This window comes from Leadbettera azotonutricia ZAS-9 (genome assembly GCF_000214355.1).
In the GTDB taxonomy this organism is placed as follows: Bacteria; Spirochaetota; Spirochaetia; order Treponematales; family Breznakiellaceae; genus Leadbettera; species Leadbettera azotonutricia.
Map to the genome: position 1 here is coordinate 223,546 of NC_015577.1, position 17,792 is coordinate 241,337.

Genomic DNA, 17,792 nt, shown 5'->3' on the forward strand with positions numbered 1-17,792 from the left:
TTGACCACTTTCCCCAAATCCCCTATACTGATCTTCTATTAATTTGCGTTCATGAACCTTTATATAAACAGGAGAAGATCCCATGAAAAGGACTTATCAACCCAGCAAAGTTAAGCGCAACCGGAAGTTTGGTTTCCGGGCGCGGATGAAAACAAGGGGCGGAAGGCTGATACTCAAGCGCCGCAGGGCCAAAGGCCGGATTAAACTGACAGCTTCTGACGAAAAGAAGCCTTATTAGGCTAGCCGGAGGGCCGGATATGAAGGGGAAAGGCGATTATAGCTTCCCCAGGCAGGAACGGCTAAAGGGAAGGGATGAGATACGGGAGGTATTCAACCGGAGAAAGGCTGTTTCCTGCGCAGGCGCTAAGCTCCTGACGCTGAAAAACGGGCTTGACCATAACCGGGTTGCGTTCACCTTTTCCCGTAAATTTGGCTGCGCAGTGGAACGGAACCGGGCCCGGAGACAAGGAAGGGAAGCCTACCGCCATCTTCGGGGGGAGCTAAAGACAGGTTTTGACCTGGTTCTGCTGGTTTACCCAGGGAAGGATGATTTCGCTTCCCGAATGCAGCAGCTTACCGAGCTTTTCCGCCGTGCAGGGCTCTTTGAGGGGCCCAGAATTCAGGAACATTCATAATGGCAGTTTTTCGGAGGATAATCCTCCTTTTGATACGCTTTTATCGATCCTTTGTTTCACCCCTTTTCCCCGCCTGTTGCCGCTATACCCCCAGCTGTTCTGCCTACGCCTACGAGGCGGTGGAGAAGTACGGCGTGTTTAGGGGGCTCTTTCTGGCGTTGAAACGCATACTCCGGTGCCATCCCTTCCATGCGGGCGGCTTCGATCCGGTACCATAAAAAGGAAATTTAATGGAAAAAAGAACCTTACTGGCTGTAGTGCTTTCGGTAGTGGTTATTTCAGGGTTTTATCTGGTTCAGGGCCTCTTGTTCCCCCCAAAATCCCCGGCGGATCTTCCTGTGGGAATCCCCACGGAGTCAAGCCAGGGGGTAACGCCGGCATTGGGCGCGGGCCCCTCCGCAGGGGCTGAAGCCCAGACAGGGACCATCCTTGCGGAAACCGCCCAGCCTGCGGCCCCGGTTGCGCCGGCATCGGCTGCTGTCCAGGCTGCTAACGAGCCCAGTGCCCAGTCGGTTACCATCGATACCAACCTTATCAAAGTGGTTCTCACCAATGCCGGAGGGGATATCAGCTCCTATCAGCTTAAGGAGCATAATGACCATGGAGATCCGGTGGATATGGTTCTGTCGGGAAATGCGGCGGCCCATGCCTTCAATATTGCCTTTGGCAGCCGCGACGACCTCCTTGCAAAACGGGTTAAACCCATCGACGCTTTTTTCAGGGTACGGCGTGTTTCAGACTATATAGTAGAATTCTCCCGGGATTTTGCTTTGGCGGACGGCGGGCAATTTACCCTGATCAAACGCTACGAGTTCAAGCCCAATGAGTACCTCTTTCAGCTTGATATAGTTCTGAATGGGGGGCAGTCAGTCCGGGGCTTTGACTTCCAGGGTGCTGCCTATACCCTGTCTTTCGGCCCTCAGATGGGCCCCAAGTTTGAAAAACTGGATCAGCGTTACGAGTACCGCCACTATATCACCTATAAGGGCAAGCTCAAAAACGAAAAAGTGAACGACAATGGCCCTACAGTCATTTCCACCCAGCCTTCCTGGGCATCCATTGCGGGCAAGTACTTTACATTCATTGCCTATCCCTATGTAAACCAGTTTGATATAGCCTTCTCTACCCAGGCTGAGCCGGGCCTCCCTGCTGCCTCAAGGTTCCTCATCACAAGGCCTTCCTCGAGTTCTTCGGTTGTCGAAGACAGGTATCAATTCTACCTGGGCCCCAAGAATCAGGAAATACTTGGCAAATACAACACCGCCGACAACGATTGGAAGCTCAAGGACACCGGCTTTATCGAAGTAGCCAATACCCGCGGCTTCCTTGCCCCCCTTGAGACTTTGCTCAAGTGGATACTCATGTTCTTCCATAGGATAGTCCGCAATTACGGTGTGGCTATTATCCTTGTTACCTTGCTGGTAAAACTCATCATGTTCCCCCTGACCAAGAAGGGCTCCGAATCGACCATGCGCATGCAGACCCTTTCGCCCAAGATCAAGGAGATACAGGAAAAGTACAAGGACAACCCCCAGAAGATGAACGCGGAAATGGCGGCGTTCTACAAGAAGGAAGGTTACAATCCCCTTTCGGGCTGCCTCCCCATGATTATCCAGATCCCTATTTTCTTCGCCATGTACAACCTCTTCAATAACCACTTTGACCTCCGGGGCGCCATGTTCATTCCCGGGTGGATTCCCGACCTCTCCCTCCCCGAATCGGTGTACAATTTTGCGCCCTTCAAGCTTCCCTTCCTGGGCTGGAGCGACATCAGGCTTCTGCCCTTTATCTATGTGGGTTCCCAGCTGCTCTACGGAAAGGTAACGCAGACACCGGATCAGCAGGGCAATGCCCAGATGAAACTCATGCTCTACGCCATGCCCATCGTGTTCTTCTTTATACTTTACGATGTGCCGTCGGGACTGCTTATCTACTGGATCATGTCCAATGTGCTGACTATGGTGCAGCAGGTGAGCATCAACAAGTTCATTGCAAAGAAGAAGGCTATCGCGGCTGCGAATGCGCCGCCCGAGCCCAAGCCGGTTATTGCGCCGCCGAAGAGAAAGAAGCGAAAATAATTTTAATCGCCAGGAGCGAATTATGGTATACGAATTTGAAGGCCGCACCGAGAAAGAAGCAATTGACCGGGCGGCAGAGGAATTGGGTCTTCAAAAAGACGATTTTGATGTGGAAATTCTGGAGACCCAGCGTTCGGGGCTGTTCAAAAAGGGCTTTGTAAAAATCCAGGTCCACACAAATCAAAACCCCACAGGGGCTGCGGCTGTCCAGGGCCCTTCCGACGGTGAAAGCGCCCAGACTCCTTCAGGGGAACCCCGTGTTTCACGCCCTGCGGAGGGTTCGGGCGAATTCAGCCAGGCAGTATTCGGCGACCCGGAAGCCAAGAACGATTTTGAAAAAAAGATGGTTGCCTTTACCGAGGGCCTCATCGAGCGCATGGGCTATCCCGGCAAGGTGTCGGTGCTCTTCAGGGAAGAAAAAAAGATCGGCCTCAAAATCGATTCTGAACATTCCTCCATCCTCATCGGCAAAAAGGGGAAGAACCTGGACGCCCTCCAGCTCCTTGCCAACATCTACGCTGGCCGCCAAGGCCGCGAGGATATGCGGGTTATCCTGGACAGCGAGAACTACCGCATACGCCGCGAAGAATCCCTGGTACGCCTTGCCTACACCGTGGCAGAAAGGGTCCGCGAAAGCCGGGGCTCCATACTCCTCGAACCCATGAACCCCTTCGACCGCCGCCTCATTCATACCACCCTCAACGATATTGCCGATGTTGAAACCAAGAGCGAAGGCGAGGGCCTTTACAAGCAGGTGCGGGTGTATTATAGAGGATTAAGAAGCAATTAATGGGCTGGTAACTTCGGATGCGGAGAAAGGTTTATATATAAGCATGAAAAAATTATTTCTGGTTTTATTAACCCTTTCCGCAGCAGTTTCTGCTTTTTCCATTCCTCTTGAAGAATTAATAAGCCCTGACAAAATCAGGGTGCTGCTGGCCGGAGAGCGGCCTACTGAGATTCAGTTCAAGGATCTTTCCCCCCATCTTATCCCCAATCATTCGGGGCTTAAGCAGCTCCTTTCCCGCATTCAAACTGAATTGGGGCCAAGCGTGATGGTGGAAACCCTTTATCTGTATAAAAAACCTGCGGGGGCAGGGGATTGGACCCGGGCTGAACAGGCCGACCTTTATAACCAGGCATTGGCTTTAAGCACCCTGGCGGGGCTGCAGTATTACTCCGCCACCAGGGGGTCCATGCGTACTTTTTATGAAACATCAACTGTCATAGACAGCCCTTCCGGCAAAAAGCCCCAGGGCGATCCGCTCTATACCGTTCCCCCTGCCGAGCTTACCATTTATGCCAGGCAGAAGGATCTTACCTTTGGGGAAAATATTTACCAGTACAACTACCATGTTATCCCCGGCGCCATCGTCTTTATTCAGCAGAACCTCACTAGCATGACTGCGGGCATTATCCCTGCAGTAGGCAAAAACAAGCTGCGCTCGGCCGTGGCTGTCATAGACGCAGGGGGTTATCTCCTGGTCTACGCCGCTTCCATGGCCAAGGCAGCAGCTTTACCGGGTATACGCGACCGTATCGGCAATTCCTTCTCCAACCGCGCTGAAGCTATACTTACCTGGTTTTCAGGGCAGGCGGATAAGGTGTTTGCGCAATAAAAAAAAGATTCGTCAAGGTACATTGTTGGAGGATGCATGCGTCAGGCAAAGAAGATGAAAAGGCTATTCTACGAAAACACCCCGGTAATTTTCTTTTCTGCGGCGGCCTTTCTGGTTTTGGTTATCGCCGTTTTTACCAGCGTTCTGATAACATCCCTTTCATCCTACCTGCGGGACAATATTGAGGAACGGCTCAAGGCCGCCGGCCGCGAGGCTTCCCATTTAATAAGCGAAGATGAGCTGGCGGAACTGGTTGTTCCCGAGGATATGGAAAAACCCCTTTTTGCTGAAATCCGGCATCGGCTTTTCCGCTTCGCCAAAGAAGCCGATGTGCTTTTTGTCTACTATTACCGGGTGACCGATGATTATTTGACACAGGCGATTGTGGACAATGACGAGACGGAGGATGCCTATAACCTGGAGACGCCGCCCCTTGAAATGGAGCCCCTGGTCGAACAGGCGTACCTTGATGGAGTTACGGTCACTACGGACTTGGGGGATTATTCCGTGGGTTATGGGGGGCTTCTGTCTGCTTTTTCCCCCATATTCGGGCGGGACGGAACCGTGATCGGTATTGCAGGGGTGGATATTCCCGATGCCCGGTTATTAAAGACCCGGAACCAAAGCTTTGCCCTCTCTGTTTTGCTCCTGGTTTCAATGGCTTTTCTTATTGCCGCAGGATTTGCCAGTTTTTCGGCTTTCCGTAAGAAGGAAGCTGAAGTGGAGGCGGCCCGGGCGCAGGCGGAGAAGGCAAGCCTGGCAAAAGGCAATTTTCTTGCCAACATGAGCCACGAGATGCGTACCCCCATGAACGCCATTATCGGGATGACCTCCATTGCCCAATCTTCAGCTGACCAGTCTAAAAAAGAATACTGCCTGAAAAAAATCAGCGAAGCATCCACCCATTTGTTGGGGGTCATCAACGACATTCTGGATATGTCAAAAATCGAGGCGAATAAGTTTGAGCTTTCCCTGGACGACTTCGACTTTGAAAAAGTGATACAGAAAGTTGTCAATGTGATCAGCTTTCGGGTCGAAGAAAAAAAACAGATCCTTACGGTCTGCCTTGATAAAAACATTCCTCGTTTCTTCCACGGGGATGATCTGCGCCTTGCCCAGGTGATCGCCAACCTGCTTTCCAATGCGGTAAAGTTTACCCCCGAATCGGGAACCATCAAGCTGGATGCCCGGCTGGTGTCCTCCGCTGGACGCGAAGCGCGAAGTCCTGACGGAGTGCATGGCATTTTTACCTTGCAGATAAGCGTTACGGATTCGGGTATTGGAATCAGCGCGGAACGGCAAGGCCGGCTCTTTTCGTCCTTTGAACAGGCCGAGTCCGGTACCTCCCGTAAGTTCGGCGGCACTGGTTTGGGGCTGGCGATCTCCAAACAAATCGTGGAAATGATGGGCGGTTCCATCCGGGTAGAGTCGGAACCGGGCAAGGGAGCGGCCTTTATCTTTACGGTGCAGATGGAAGCCATGCCGGATAATCAGGAACGCATCCTCAACCAGGGTTCGGACACTACTGCCGGCTTATCGCCTGCCGCTGCGGAACATTCAGCTGAGCTGCGGGCACGGAGCGAAAGTCCCCTCCCGGATAATTTTACCGGATACCGCATCCTTCTGGCGGAAGACATAGAAATAAACCGGGAGATCGTGATCACCCTGTTGGAACCGACATCCATTATGATAGACTGCGCCGAAAATGGCGCGGAAGCGCTGCGCATCTTCTCGGATAATCCGGAAAAATATGACATTGTTTTTATGGATATCCAGATGCCCGAAATGGACGGCTACGAGGCCGCCCGTACTATACGTGCCTTTGAAAAAGAGCGTGCGGCGGAATTTGCCGCACAAAACCCTGAACAATTATTGAAACCTGTAAAACCGGTCCCAATAATTGCAATGACCGCCAATGTCTTTCGGGAAGATATTGAGAAGTGCCTTGCCGCAGGGATGAACGGTCATGTAGGAAAACCGCTTGATTTTGAGGAAGTGCTGGGGATACTGAGAACCTATTTGCTAAATAGTACATGATATTGCACCTTCGGCCTTCCATGGCTATACTTAAGCTGGAGGATAAAATGTCCGAAGCATTTCAAATGGATTACCCTGAACATTTTCCCAAAAAGACGCGCTATACCTATGCGGATCTGGCAGAATGGCCTGAATCCATCAGGGCTGAGTTGCATGGGGGGGAACTGCGTATGCTGGCAGCCCCTTCTCCGGCGCACCAGGAAATCTCCATGAACCTGTCCCGAATATTAAGTACCTTCCTCTTAGAAAAGCCCTGCAAGGTCTATGCGGCGCCTTTCGATGTCAGGCTCTTCCCCAGGGAGGATCTGAGCGACAATATCGTGGTACAACCGGATTTGTCTGTTGTCTGTGACAGTTCCAAGATAGACAAGCGGGGCTGTGCGGGCGCGCCGGACATGGTCATCGAAATCCTTTCCCCCGCAAACACCAGCTATGACATCCTTTACAAATACGACCGGTACCTCAATGCGGGGGTTCGGGAATACTGGGTTATAGACCCGGAAAAGAAGCTGCTCACCGTTCATCTCCTGGAGCAGGGGCGCTATGCGGTTTCCTACTACGGCCTCAAGGATAGCGGAATCCCCTACCCGAAAGATGCCGACATTGAAAATTTTTCCCGCGATATAGCGCCGGTCTCGGTACTTCCGGGTCTCGTGATCGATCTCAAGACGATTTTCCCGCTCTGAACAGGCTTTTGCCTTATTCTTCTTTTTCCTGCGGTAAAACCAGATTGAGAATAATACCGACAATGGCAGCAAACGCAATTGATGTTAAAAGAGGATAGGTGCTTCCCGGAAGCTGAAACACTGAACCGCCGCATCCAAGAATGAAAATCACCGAAGCGATAATCAAATTACGTTTTTTATCAAAATCAACTTTGTTTACAACCAATTGCTTCAAACCGTTTACGGCAATTGTTCCGTAAAGGAGAATGCACAAACCGCCCAAAACATGGGAAGGAATGGTCTGCAATACCCCGCCGAGTTTTCCGAAGATGGATAAAATGATTGCCAATGCCCCGGAGAAGATAAAAACAAACACTGAAAATACTTTTGTCGTTGCCATTACCCCAAGACTTTCACCATACGTTGTATTTGCTACGGAACCAAATAAACCGGCAACTCCGGTTGCAAGACCATCGCCAAGAATAGTCCTGTGAAGGCCCGGATTCTTTACGACATCTTTATTAATAATTTGACCGGTTACAATTGTATGACCAATATGCTCGCATATTGTTGCAAATGATACCAGTGAGAATACCAGAATAACCGTGCCGTTGAACTTTGGCACAATAAAAATTGGTATATTTATAATAGGAGCGTTTGTAATTGCCGAATAATCCACTCTGCCGAATATTGCGGACAGAAGATACCCGCCGGCCAACCCAATAACTATGCTGATACTTGAAATGAATTTATTTTTGATGAACATCGCTATGATTGTTATTACAAGCGTTGCGAGGGCCAATAGCATTGCAGTAAAATCACCGCCCTCAGTTGCGCCAGCCATTGAAATGGCTGTTCCGGCCAATGAAAGACCAATTACGGCTACAACCGGACCTATAACAACAGGCGGCAGAACCTTGTTGATCCAGCCTGATCCGGCCTTCCAGACGAGGAACGCAATAATTGTATAAAAAACTGCCGATACTATGGCTCCACCGGCCAAATATTCAGGACCGTATGTCTTTAAAACCATTATGGCGCATCCGATGAATGCAAATGACGATCCGACAAAGTTTGGCACTTTGAATTTTGTAATAAACAAATACAACAAAGTACCTATACCGGCGCTAAATAATGCGTATAATGGGTTGATCCCAACCAGCATTGGCACGAGTACCGTAGCGCCAAAGCATGCAAGCAGGTGCTGTAATCCGTAAAATAGCGATTTAGCGAAAGGCGGCCTTTCTTCAACATCATAAATTGGCTTCATATATTCTCCTGTTATAAAGCTTAATAACATTTTTTTGAGAAAACATCAACTATGCCTAAAGCCGCCTCCGGAGTTACGGATACACCTAAACAGACGTTAAGATTCCCTGGTCAATTTCTTCATCCAATTCCATTTATGCAGTTTTACTACCGCTACAGAGCATTTAAAGATTTGATCGCATTTGAGGCAGGCGAAGACCACTACCGGCGGGAAATGGAACACGAAGGCCGAAAGCAGGGCGGAGGGTATGACCACTACCCATACCCAGAAAAGATCGTTCAACAATACAAAGCTTGTTGCGCCCCCCGCGCGGACTATGCCGGTGAGGACTGACATCTGGTAGGACGTGCCCACTATGGTAATGGAGAAAACCGTCAGAAACTGAATGGCATAGCTGTGGGCCTCGGGGGAAATGGCCTTGAACCCCAGAGCCAGAATAAAATCTTTTAGCAGGAATATTATTATGCCGGTAACAAGGCCGAAGCAGATAAAAATTTTCTGCAGGGTTTTGGAATAGGCTTTGACTTTTTCTATATCTCCCGAACCGACCGTTCTTCCTATGATTACACCGGAAGCGCCGGCTATGGCGTAGACTATTACACCTAATAGCTGATGGAGATTGGCAGCAATAGTGTTGGCTGCCAGTACTTCTGCGCCCAGACGTCCGAGGATCGCTACCTGCACAGTCCCGGCAATACCCCAGATGATATCCCCGAGGATCACAGGGAAGCCGTATTTGAAGAAATCCCCCAGGAGCAGTTTGTTCCAGAGTCTGAGGTCTGCCAGGCGGAAAGCCAAGATTTTATCCCCAAAGCGCGCATAGCAGAAGGCCACTGTAAATTCGCTGGCCCTGGCTATAACGGTGGCAATAGCCGCGCCTTTAACGCCCAGGACAGGCATGCCCAAATGGCCGAATATCAAAACCCAGTTTAAAAACACATTGACGCAAAAACCGGTGAGGGAGCTCAAAAAACCGATTTTTGTATTCTGAACGCAGCGCATGGATGCCAGCAGCATATTGGAGCAGCAGAAGAACACATAAGAAAAACATACCACGCCTATGTACTTCATGCCTTCCGCTATCACCGCCTGGTCTTCGGTAAAAAGGCCAAGTATGGCCCTGGGTATGAAGAGGACAACAACAGTCAGGGCAAGGCCAACAGCAAACGCGATTTTGAGGGTGATGTTGATCACTATCTTTGCGTTTTTGATATCCCCTTTCCCAATGTACTGGGCAGCCAGGACCACCATGGCGGCGCTGAGGCCGGCGCAGAGCATTTGGAGTATCCATTGTACCTGGTTGGAAAGGAAAACACCCGACAGGGCAAGATCCCCAAGGGAGCCAACCATGAAATTGTCGGCAAGCCCAATGCCGAAAGTAATGAGGTTCTGGAGCGCCAGGGGCAGGGCAATCTTTGCCAGGGTGCTGTAAAACGAGCGATCTTTAACCATTAATTCATCCCAACCGGGTATAAAATGATCCGGGCTGGGCCTCCCTCAAGGAGCCTGGCTGCGGTGTCCTGAATATCCCTGTGTTTTACAGCTTGATACAAAGCGGGCCTTCTGTCCATACGGCTCAAGGGCGCATTGTAGATGACCGCCGAATTCGCATAGCTCTGGGCTATGTAAAGGTTGCTCTGCACCGATTCCTCCTGGCCTTTGAGCAGGGCTTCTATGGATTTGGCAAAGGCATCATCGTTAATTGTACCGTCGGCAATCTCCTGTATTTGCAATACTGCCGCAGCGCTGAGTTCGGCCGATCGCCTGGGATCGCAGATGAAGTAAACGCCGCATGACAATTCGCCCCTGGGAATAGGGGAGACAGAAACCGTGGCCGATATGGAATAGACGCCCCCGAGGCTTTCGCGGATTTCATCGTTCAAAACTATGTCGAGGTATTCGTTGAGCACCGCGCTTGCAGCATAGGCTTCTTCGGAATAGGGCATAGGGACGAACCAGGCAATGCCTACCACGCTCCGCTCTTCCCTGCCTTTCAGTACTTCTTTTTCAACTTTGCCGGGTCTCTGGTAATCCGCATCAGCCCATTGGTTGAAGGGTTGTCCTGGCGGGATCGATGCAAGATAAGTTTCGGCGAGATCGCGGAATTGCGCTGTATCGATATTGCCGGTAAATACAAAGGTGTAATCAGAGGGGTTGCAGCAGGCTTCTATAAAAGCCATAGCGTCATCAAGGTTGACCTTGTCGAGATCATTCAATTCGATGGAATGGAAGCGGGGATTGCCGTAAACAGTACGATTCACTTCCTTTGAAAAAACCGCATTGGGATCTTCAGCCTCCTGTATCAGCCTGGTCCGCCTGTTGTCCAGCAGAACCTGAACCGCATCAGGATCAAAACGGGGCTGGGTAAAGCCTAAATAGATCATTTCAAAAAGGGTAGAAATATCCCCGCTGGCTGCCGATCCCTGGAAGCCCCTGATAAAGTTCGAAGCCCAGAACGAAAAGCTCACCTGCTTGTCCGCAAGTTTCTTCACGAGTTCGCTCTGCGTGTAAGGGCCGAGCCCCGAAGCATTCCGCATTTCGGCTGCAAGGGTGGCGGAAATATCCTGATCCGGCGGGACATTATAGGTGCCGCCCCTTGCCTGGGCATAGAGGGAAATTTCGTTGTTGCGGTTTTTGGTCTCTTTGAGGATAAGCTCCATGCCGTTGCTGAGCTGCCATATCAGGGCGCCGGTATCACTGTCGGTATGTTCAGAAACAATATGCCCCGCCTGGGGAATCCTGTCCAGGAGTTCCCCGCTTACTGCAGCGGTCTGGGGCTTTTCAATCTTTGCCTTGCGTATCTCTTTAACGATAGCCCCGATTTGCTCTTTAGCGGGGAGGCTCCCCTGCTCGGATTCAGGGGCGCTTATGAATACTGTTAAATCATCATCGGTAAAAGTGTTTTTAATTGAAGCATTGATTTCTTTTAATGCAATGCCGGGAAGCAGTTTTTGTATTGCATCATATTCCCATTCGATATCGATGGCCATTTCGCCTGTAGTAAAATGATTGGTAAAAGCTCGAATATAGGAATTGGACTCCTGCCTGTCTTTTTCTGCTACCATCTGTTCCATGTCCGAAAGAAGGGAACGGCGGGCAATGTCCGCCTCGGTTTCGGTAAAGCCGTAACGCACCAGGGATTCTTTTATGGTGAGGAGTTCGCGGAGCGTAGCCTCTGCGGCCCCTGCCTTGGCCTGGCCTACCAGGGCATAATAACGGGAAGTATCGCCGTAACGGACATTCCCCGCGCCTGCGGCCATGTAGGGGGTTTCGGGCTTTGAACGGGCTTCCTCAAAACGGAGGTAGAGCATGGTGCTCGCAAGGTAATCCACGATATCCTGGCGGTAGCCGGCCAAATCTGTCCGCGGGGCCATAGCCTTCAGCTTATAGTAAAGATCCACACGGGTCTGGGAGAGTTCCGCGTCGGCAAGAACCAGGGCTTCGAAATTTCCTTTTTTGGGCTGGGGCAAGTTATAGCGGGGCCGCTTAAAAGCTTCGGTAGAAGCAGGGATGGTAAAATGGCTTCCAAGGGAGGCTTCCAGGGCAGCGCCGTCAAAATCGCCTACAAATATGAGGGCCATGTTTTCGGGCTTATACCATTTTTCGTAGAAACCCTCGAGCCTCGAGGCAGGGGCATTTTCGATGATCTCAGGGAGTCCTATGGGAAGCCTGTCGGCGTAGGGCGAGCCCTTAAAGAGCACAGGCAGCATCTGCCGGCGTATACGCTCGGAAGCCCCAAGGCGGGAACGGTATTCTTCCATTATGATGAGCCTTTCGTCATCCACATCTTTTGGGGCAAAGGTGATGGCATGAGTCCAGTCGTCAATAATAGCCAATGCCCTGTCGGGGATGGCATTGCGCCCGTTTGCGTCGGCCTCCACCGTGGTTTCGATGCCGTAAACTGTCTCATCGTAGGAGGTGTAGGCATTCACTTCCGGGCCAAAACGCATCCCCAGGGAGCGGAGATAGCTTATAAGCTCCAGTTCGGGGAAGCGGGTAGTTCCGTTAAATGCCATATGCTCCACAAAATGCGCCAAGCCCCGTTCGTCTTCGGTTTCGAGCACCGAACCAGCGTCCACAGCCAGGGTCAGGAAGGCGCGCCCTTCAGGCTTGGAGTTTTCGAGTATATAGTACCGAAGCCCCGAAGGGAGGGTGCCGGTACGGGCTTTTGCCATGAACGGCACAGGATCGGAGGGCTTTCCAAGGCCGCTATAGACAGCCTTCCCCGCTGATTGGCAGGAAGCAAGGCAAGCCAGGGCAAAAGCCGCGCAGAAAGCAAAAACGGAGATAATGGGAAATCGTATGGGTTCTTTCATGGTTTTAGTATACAGAAAAATCATCGGTCTAGGAATTCCACTCTGCCATACTTGAAAAAAAGCTCCATAAGGGATAGGTTTAGTAGTAAATTAAGGATAGAGGGTGGTTCATATGAGATTACTAACCAGATCGGATTTTGACGGCTTAGCCTGCGGCGCCCTTCTCCTCTATATGGGGGTTGTGGACGATTGGAAATTTGTGCACCCCAAGGATATTCAGGACGGCCTTGTAGAAGCAACAGACAACGACATCCTGGCAAATATTCCTTATATCCCAGGCTGCAAGCTCTGGTTCGACCATCATTCCAGCGAGACCGAAAGGCTGGGCAAAAAAACTTACTTCGAAGGCGTTTCCCGCAAAGCCCCCAGCTGCGCCAGGGTAGTCTACGAATACTACGGCGGCGATGAAAAACTTGGCCGCTTTGCCGAAATGGTGCACTATGTAGACAAGGTGGATTCAGGGGACCTCACTTCAGACGAGATCGTCGATCCCCATGGCTGGATACTCCTGGGCTTTCTCATGGATCCCCGTACAGGCCTTGGCCGCTTCCGGAATTTTACCATCAGCAATTACGATTTGATGAAGGAGCTTGCCCTTGCCTGCGCCACCAAGGACATCAGCCAGATCCTTGCCATGAAAGACGTCAAGGAAAGGGTGGATATTTATTTTGAGCAGGATAAGCTCTTCAGGGAGATGCTCTCCAAGTACGTCAAAATAGAAGGCAAGGTCCTCGTGGTAGACCTCAGGGGAGTGGAAACCATCTATGCCGGAAACCGCTTCATCATGTACACCCTGTACCCGGATCAGAATATCTCGGTCTGGACCGTGGACGGCAGGAACAAAATCAACTGCGCCATCACCGTCGGCTACAGCATCATAAACCGTACAGCCACAGTCGATGTGGGCAGCATGCTCTACAAGTATGGCGGAGGCGGACACCACCAGGTCGGTACCTGCCAGGTTCCTTACGCCGATGCCGATCGCATTATCAGGGAAATTGTGGAGCAGTGCAAGGCTGAGGTTTCATAAAAGCAGATAAGACAACTATTAAGCAAAATCACCTAATCGTATCATACCGGTTTCCTGATACCAGGGGCCGGTTTTTTATTGCTGCAAGCTGGCTTACGGACATTATCCAAAAACCCCTGGCCCGCAGATGGTCTATCATATCGGAGAGGGCAAAAACAGTCGCAGGGGCTGTGTTGGTTTCGTGGAGGCTAATGATGGCGCCGTCTTCCGCGCTGATGAGTATATTGTTTACGATTTGCGCTGCTTTGATGCCGCTTTCGTAATCCTGGCCTATGCTGCTTGCGCCTATAATTGCCATGTGCGATTCGATGCATATTTTCTTAAGTGAATTTCCATAGGCTAGATCAGGGGCGCGGAACACAACAGGATCCCGTCCTGTTATTTCATGAATTTTTTGGGAGGTTCTTTGCAGTTTTGATCTAACGGTTCTTTCGCTGACTCTTCCGTCCAGCCTGTCGCTGTCCCATGAATGATTTCCCAATTCATGGCCTGCTTCGAATATGGCCTTTGCATGCTCGGGAAATTGTTCAATGTTTTCACCAATAAGAAAAAAAGTGGCTGTAACGTACTTTCCCTCCAGAATTTTCAGAAGCATCGCGGTTCCCGGGCCCGCAGGGCCATCATCAAAAGTAATGGCAATATATTTATTTGGCCTGCTTCTGTAACCAAGGTATTGCCAGCTTGCGTCAATTTGATATTGAATTTCTTCGGCACTGTAAAGGTCTCCTACAGGGGCCGGCTGAATGTCTATGTCCAAAGAATCAGAAGTGGCGCAGCCTAAAAAAAGTAAAATTGAAAGGGCTTTGACAAAAAACAATGCGTTATTTCCAAGAGGGTTTGTTTTTTTCTGCATATCACACCCCAAAAGATCCCCCTGCGGTTTTTTCCATTTGATTGACAAGGGCTGCCATATCCCTGGGCAGGGGCGCTTTTAAGTTAAGCCCTTCCTTTTCTGCGCCTTCCCTGGAATAGTCCGGTATAAAAAGTTCGGCAGCATGCAAGCCCAGCCGGGTTAAGAGGGGTTTCTCGTCCAGGGGATTTCCACGCCATCCCCGTTTTATGGCAGAAAGAAACACCGGTTTGGCATTGCCATAAAATTCGTCGCACACAATGGGGTAACCCAGGTTTGCAAGATGCACCCGTATCTGGTGGGTGCGGCCTGTTTCGGGAATTGCTTCAATGACGCTGTAATTCCCCGCGCTTCCCAAAAGCCTGAAATGGGTGAGGGATTTCTTCCCCTTGAATTTATCCACAATAGTATGGTGCTGCTTATTGCCATTTGGCACCAATGCAAGATTGCAGTCTATCTCCTCCCATGAAGGGCGGCCATTAATTACTGCAATATATCGTTTGTGTATGCTGCGGTTTTCAAAAGCTTCTGAAAGCAATTTGTGGGTTTCTTCATCTTTGGCAAAAACTATAAGGCCCGATGTGTCGCGATCAATACGGTGGACTGTGTAGATCCTTTCAAGGTTGAGGAAGGCCGATACAAGGCGGTCAAGCCTTTCTTTGCTTTCATCCCAGCGATCCGGGCTTATGGCAATACCTGAAATTTTATTCACTGCCACGATGCGATCATCTTCATATATAATAGTGAAAGGGTTTTTCTGTTTCAAATCCGCTCCCGGTTACTTAATTTTTACTGCCTGCATTTCTGCCTTTACGCTGAGTTCAGCCGCCTTGAAGCAATGCTCCTGGGTCATGGCATTCTCGCTGCGCTCAAGGCAATCCAGGATGAGCTGCCCAAAGTAGGGGTATCCTACCTTTCCGCTGACATTATAATAGGTTTCTTCTTTTTTGTTTGCAAGGAAAAGATGATCGCCCCCGGAATTCTTAATCCCAAGGTTGAGGTATTTGCGCTGTTCAATGAAGCCTTCGGTCCCCAATATGAATGAACGCCCATCGCCCCAGTTCTGGAGGCCATCGGGGGTGAACCAGTCCAATCTGAAATAATGGGCCGCGCCGTTGTCGCCCACCAGGGTGGCATCGCCGAAATCTTCAAGCTCCGGGTATTCGGGATGGTTGTAATTCCCCACCTGGGCATGCACCACTTTTGCGTCTTTGCAACCTGCATAAAAAAGGAACTGCTCGATCTGGTGGCTTCCGATATCGCAGAGTATGCCGCCGTATTGGGCTTTTTTATAAAACCAGCCAGGCCGCGATTTAGGATCCCCTATGCGATGGGGGCCCATGCCCAGAACTTGTATTACCTGTCCAATGGCGCCCTGGGCTATGAGCTCTCCTGCGAAGACGGCGCTTTCGACATGGAGACGTTCACTGTAGTAACACATGTATTTCTTTTTGGTTTTTCTCGCCATGGCCTTGGCGGCTTTTAATTGTTCAAGGCTGGTGAGCGGGGCTTTATCGGTAAAGTAATCTTTGCCTGCAGCCATAGTCCTGAGGCCCAATGCGCAGCGTTCTGAAGGGATCCCAGCCCCTGCTACAAGTTTTATTTCAGGATCCGCAAGGATTTCTTCTTCATTGCGGGCTTTTTTCGCCTGGGGGAATTTTTCGAGGAAGGCTTTTGCTTTTTTGGGATCAGGATCGTAGACCCATTTAAGATCAGCCCCTGCCTCGATGAGGCCGTTGCACATGCCATAGATGTGCCCATGATCCAGGGCTACCGCTGCAAAGGCAAAATCCCCTTTCTTGATTACCGGCCGGGGTTTGCCCTTGGGCGCATAGTTCATTCCTTCAGACATCTTTGCCATGTTCCCCATATTATAATTACTTCCCGTTTTATGCTACCATGCTTATTTATACAGGGGGGGCTTATGCCGTTCAGAAAAGATTTTATATGGGGAGGCGCCAGCGCTTCCTACCAGGTTGAAGGGGCGGCGCACGAAGATGGCAGGGGCCCCTCGGTATGGGACATGTTCTGCAAACAGGAAGGCAAAGTCCTGAACGAAGCGTCAGGCGACATGGCCTGCGATCATTACCACCGCTACCAGGAAGATGTTGATATAATGAAGGAACTTGGCTACAAGGCCTACCGTTTTTCCATTGCCTGGCCCAGGATCATCCCCGATGGCGACGGCCCGGTAAATTCCAAAGGCCTCGATTTTTACGACCGCCTCCTGGACAGCCTTCTCAAAGTCGGCGTCACCCCCTATGCCACCCTTTTCCACTGGGACTACCCCTACGCCTTGTTCCGCAAGGGCGGCTGGATGAACCCCTCAAGCCCCCAATGGTTCGCCGATTACACCTCTGCAGTGGCAAAGCGCCTGGGTGATAGGCTCAAAAATTACTTCACCATGAACGAGCCCCAGTGCTTCATAGGAATTTCCTACGATACTACCGAGCATGCCCCGGGCATACACTTCCCCATTTGGGATACACTCCTCATGGCTCACAATGTGCTTCTGGGCCATGGCCGGGCAGTGCAGGCCCTGCGGGCCCTTGTCCCTGACGCCAAAATCGGTTACGCCCCCACAGGCAGCGCCCATTATCCCGCAAGCGATGATCCCATGGACAGGGAAGCCGCTCGCAAAGCCTACTTCGCGGTAGAAGAACGGACCTTCTGGTCTGTTTCCCTGTGGAGCGATCCGGTCTTCCTGGGCAAATACCCCGACGAGCTTTTGGCCCGCCACGGCCAGCACATGCCGAAAATCGGCCCCGAGGATATGAGCATCATTTCCCAGAAGATCGACTTCCTCGGCCAAAATATTTACAACGGCGCGCCTGTGCGCTGCGACGGCAAGGGCGGCTACGAGTATGTGCCGCGCAAGCAGGGCTACGCCTTTACCGCAGCCAAATGGCCCGTCACCCCCGAAGCCCTTTACTGGGGCCCCACCTTCCTCTGGGAACGCTACAAGACGCCGATCTTCATCACCGAGAACGGCCTTTCCTGCCAGGACGTGGTTTCCCTGGACGGCAAAGTCCACGACCCCAACCGCATCGACTTCCTCAGCCGCTACCTCCGCTGCCTGCGCAAAGCCTCCGAAGACGGCGCCGACATACGGGGCTATTTCCACTGGTGCGTCACCGACAACTTTGAATGGGCCAAAGGCTATACCGACCGTTTCGGCATGGTCTACTGCGACTTTGAAACCCAAAAGCGCATCATCAAGGATTCGGGCTACTGGTACAGGGATATGATCAAGGTTAATGGGGAGAATTTGTAGCCTGGTCTGCTACCGTTA

At 51.1% G+C, this 17,792-nt stretch carries 16 protein-coding genes; 10 read left to right on the forward strand and 6 right to left on the reverse strand.

Features of this window, described 5'->3' with window-relative positions:
• The first annotated feature begins 82 nt into the window (after window positions 1-82).
• From rpmH to TREAZ_RS00965, 8 genes are read left to right on the forward strand one after another with little or no spacing between them, the layout of a single operon-like run.
• Window positions 83-238, forward strand: a complete 156-nt coding sequence (gene rpmH, locus TREAZ_RS00930) for a 50S ribosomal protein L34 (RefSeq protein WP_015709906.1) — start codon at window positions 83-85, stop codon at window positions 236-238.
• A 19-nt stretch (window positions 239-257) separates the two neighbouring features.
• Complete coding sequence (gene rnpA / locus TREAZ_RS00935; RefSeq protein WP_015709907.1) at window positions 258-635, forward strand: ribonuclease P protein component; 378 nt, start codon at window positions 258-260, stop codon at window positions 633-635.
• Window positions 635-853 (forward strand): membrane protein insertion efficiency factor YidD, encoded by a 219-nt coding sequence (gene yidD, locus TREAZ_RS00940; protein WP_015709908.1) that lies wholly within the window; start codon window positions 635-637, stop codon window positions 851-853. The genes rnpA and yidD overlap by 1 nt, the downstream gene beginning before the upstream one ends.
• A 12-nt stretch (window positions 854-865) precedes the next feature.
• On the forward strand, window positions 866-2,713 hold the full coding sequence (gene yidC, locus TREAZ_RS00945) for a membrane protein insertase YidC (protein ID WP_015709909.1): 1,848 nt from the start codon (window positions 866-868) through the stop codon (window positions 2,711-2,713).
• A 22-nt stretch (window positions 2,714-2,735) separates the two neighbouring features.
• Window positions 2,736-3,503, forward strand: coding sequence for an RNA-binding cell elongation regulator Jag/EloR (gene jag / locus TREAZ_RS00950; RefSeq protein WP_015709910.1), 768 nt, complete (start codon window positions 2,736-2,738; stop codon window positions 3,501-3,503).
• A 43-nt stretch (window positions 3,504-3,546) separates the two neighbouring features.
• The gene (locus TREAZ_RS00955; RefSeq protein ID WP_015709911.1) at window positions 3,547-4,332 is read left to right on the forward strand and encodes a DUF6675 family protein; all 786 of its coding nucleotides are present in this window, start codon (window positions 3,547-3,549) and stop codon (window positions 4,330-4,332) included.
• A 36-nt stretch (window positions 4,333-4,368) separates the two neighbouring features.
• Window positions 4,369-6,369 carry an ATP-binding protein gene (locus TREAZ_RS00960; protein WP_015709912.1) on the forward strand — a complete coding sequence of 667 codons (2,001 nt, stop codon included), beginning with the start codon at window positions 4,369-4,371 and terminating at the stop codon, window positions 6,367-6,369.
• 47 nt (window positions 6,370-6,416) lie between these two features.
• The gene (locus tag TREAZ_RS00965) at window positions 6,417-7,055 is read left to right on the forward strand and encodes a Uma2 family endonuclease (protein ID WP_245535072.1); all 639 of its coding nucleotides are present in this window, start codon (window positions 6,417-6,419) and stop codon (window positions 7,053-7,055) included.
• Between the two features lie 13 nt (window positions 7,056-7,068).
• On the opposite strand, the gene TREAZ_RS00970 is transcribed toward TREAZ_RS00965, so the two are convergent.
• From TREAZ_RS00970 to TREAZ_RS00980, 3 genes are all read right to left on the reverse strand, one after another.
• On the reverse strand, window positions 7,069-8,304 hold the full coding sequence (locus tag TREAZ_RS00970; RefSeq protein ID WP_015709914.1) for a uracil-xanthine permease family protein: 1,236 nt from the start codon (window positions 8,302-8,304) through the stop codon (window positions 7,069-7,071).
• 96 nt (window positions 8,305-8,400) lie between these two features.
• Window positions 8,401-9,756 carry an MATE family efflux transporter gene (locus TREAZ_RS00975; RefSeq protein WP_015709915.1) on the reverse strand — a complete coding sequence of 452 codons (1,356 nt, stop codon included), beginning with the start codon at window positions 9,754-9,756 and terminating at the stop codon, window positions 8,401-8,403.
• Complete coding sequence (locus tag TREAZ_RS00980; protein WP_169312595.1) at window positions 9,756-12,620, reverse strand: M16 family metallopeptidase; 2,865 nt, start codon at window positions 12,618-12,620, stop codon at window positions 9,756-9,758. Before TREAZ_RS00980 ends, TREAZ_RS00975 begins: the two co-directional genes overlap by 1 nt.
• A gap of 112 nt (window positions 12,621-12,732) precedes the next feature.
• Here TREAZ_RS00980 and TREAZ_RS00985 point away from each other — a divergent pair, with 112 nt between their 5' ends.
• Window positions 12,733-13,650, forward strand: a complete 918-nt coding sequence (locus TREAZ_RS00985; RefSeq protein WP_015709917.1) for a DHH family phosphoesterase — start codon at window positions 12,733-12,735, stop codon at window positions 13,648-13,650.
• 28 nt (window positions 13,651-13,678) lie between these two features.
• Here TREAZ_RS00985 and TREAZ_RS00990 read toward each other — a convergent pair whose 3' ends face one another.
• The 3 genes from TREAZ_RS00990 to TREAZ_RS01000 are packed head-to-tail and all read right to left on the reverse strand — an operon-like array spanning window position 13,679 to window position 16,361.
• Window positions 13,679-14,503, reverse strand: coding sequence for a polysaccharide deacetylase family protein (locus TREAZ_RS00990; protein WP_015709918.1), 825 nt, complete (start codon window positions 14,501-14,503; stop codon window positions 13,679-13,681).
• Window position 14,504: 1 nt separating this feature from the next.
• The gene (locus TREAZ_RS00995) at window positions 14,505-15,266 is read right to left on the reverse strand and encodes an RluA family pseudouridine synthase (RefSeq protein WP_015709919.1); all 762 of its coding nucleotides are present in this window, start codon (window positions 15,264-15,266) and stop codon (window positions 14,505-14,507) included.
• 12 nt (window positions 15,267-15,278) lie between these two features.
• Window positions 15,279-16,361, reverse strand: coding sequence for a Gfo/Idh/MocA family protein (locus tag TREAZ_RS01000; RefSeq protein ID WP_043922654.1), 1,083 nt, complete (start codon window positions 16,359-16,361; stop codon window positions 15,279-15,281).
• Window positions 16,362-16,424: 63 nt separating this feature from the next.
• Here TREAZ_RS01000 and TREAZ_RS01005 point away from each other — a divergent pair, with 63 nt between their 5' ends.
• Window positions 16,425-17,774 carry a GH1 family beta-glucosidase gene (locus TREAZ_RS01005; RefSeq protein ID WP_015709921.1) on the forward strand — a complete coding sequence of 450 codons (1,350 nt, stop codon included), beginning with the start codon at window positions 16,425-16,427 and terminating at the stop codon, window positions 17,772-17,774.
• Window positions 17,775-17,792 lie beyond the last annotated feature (18 nt).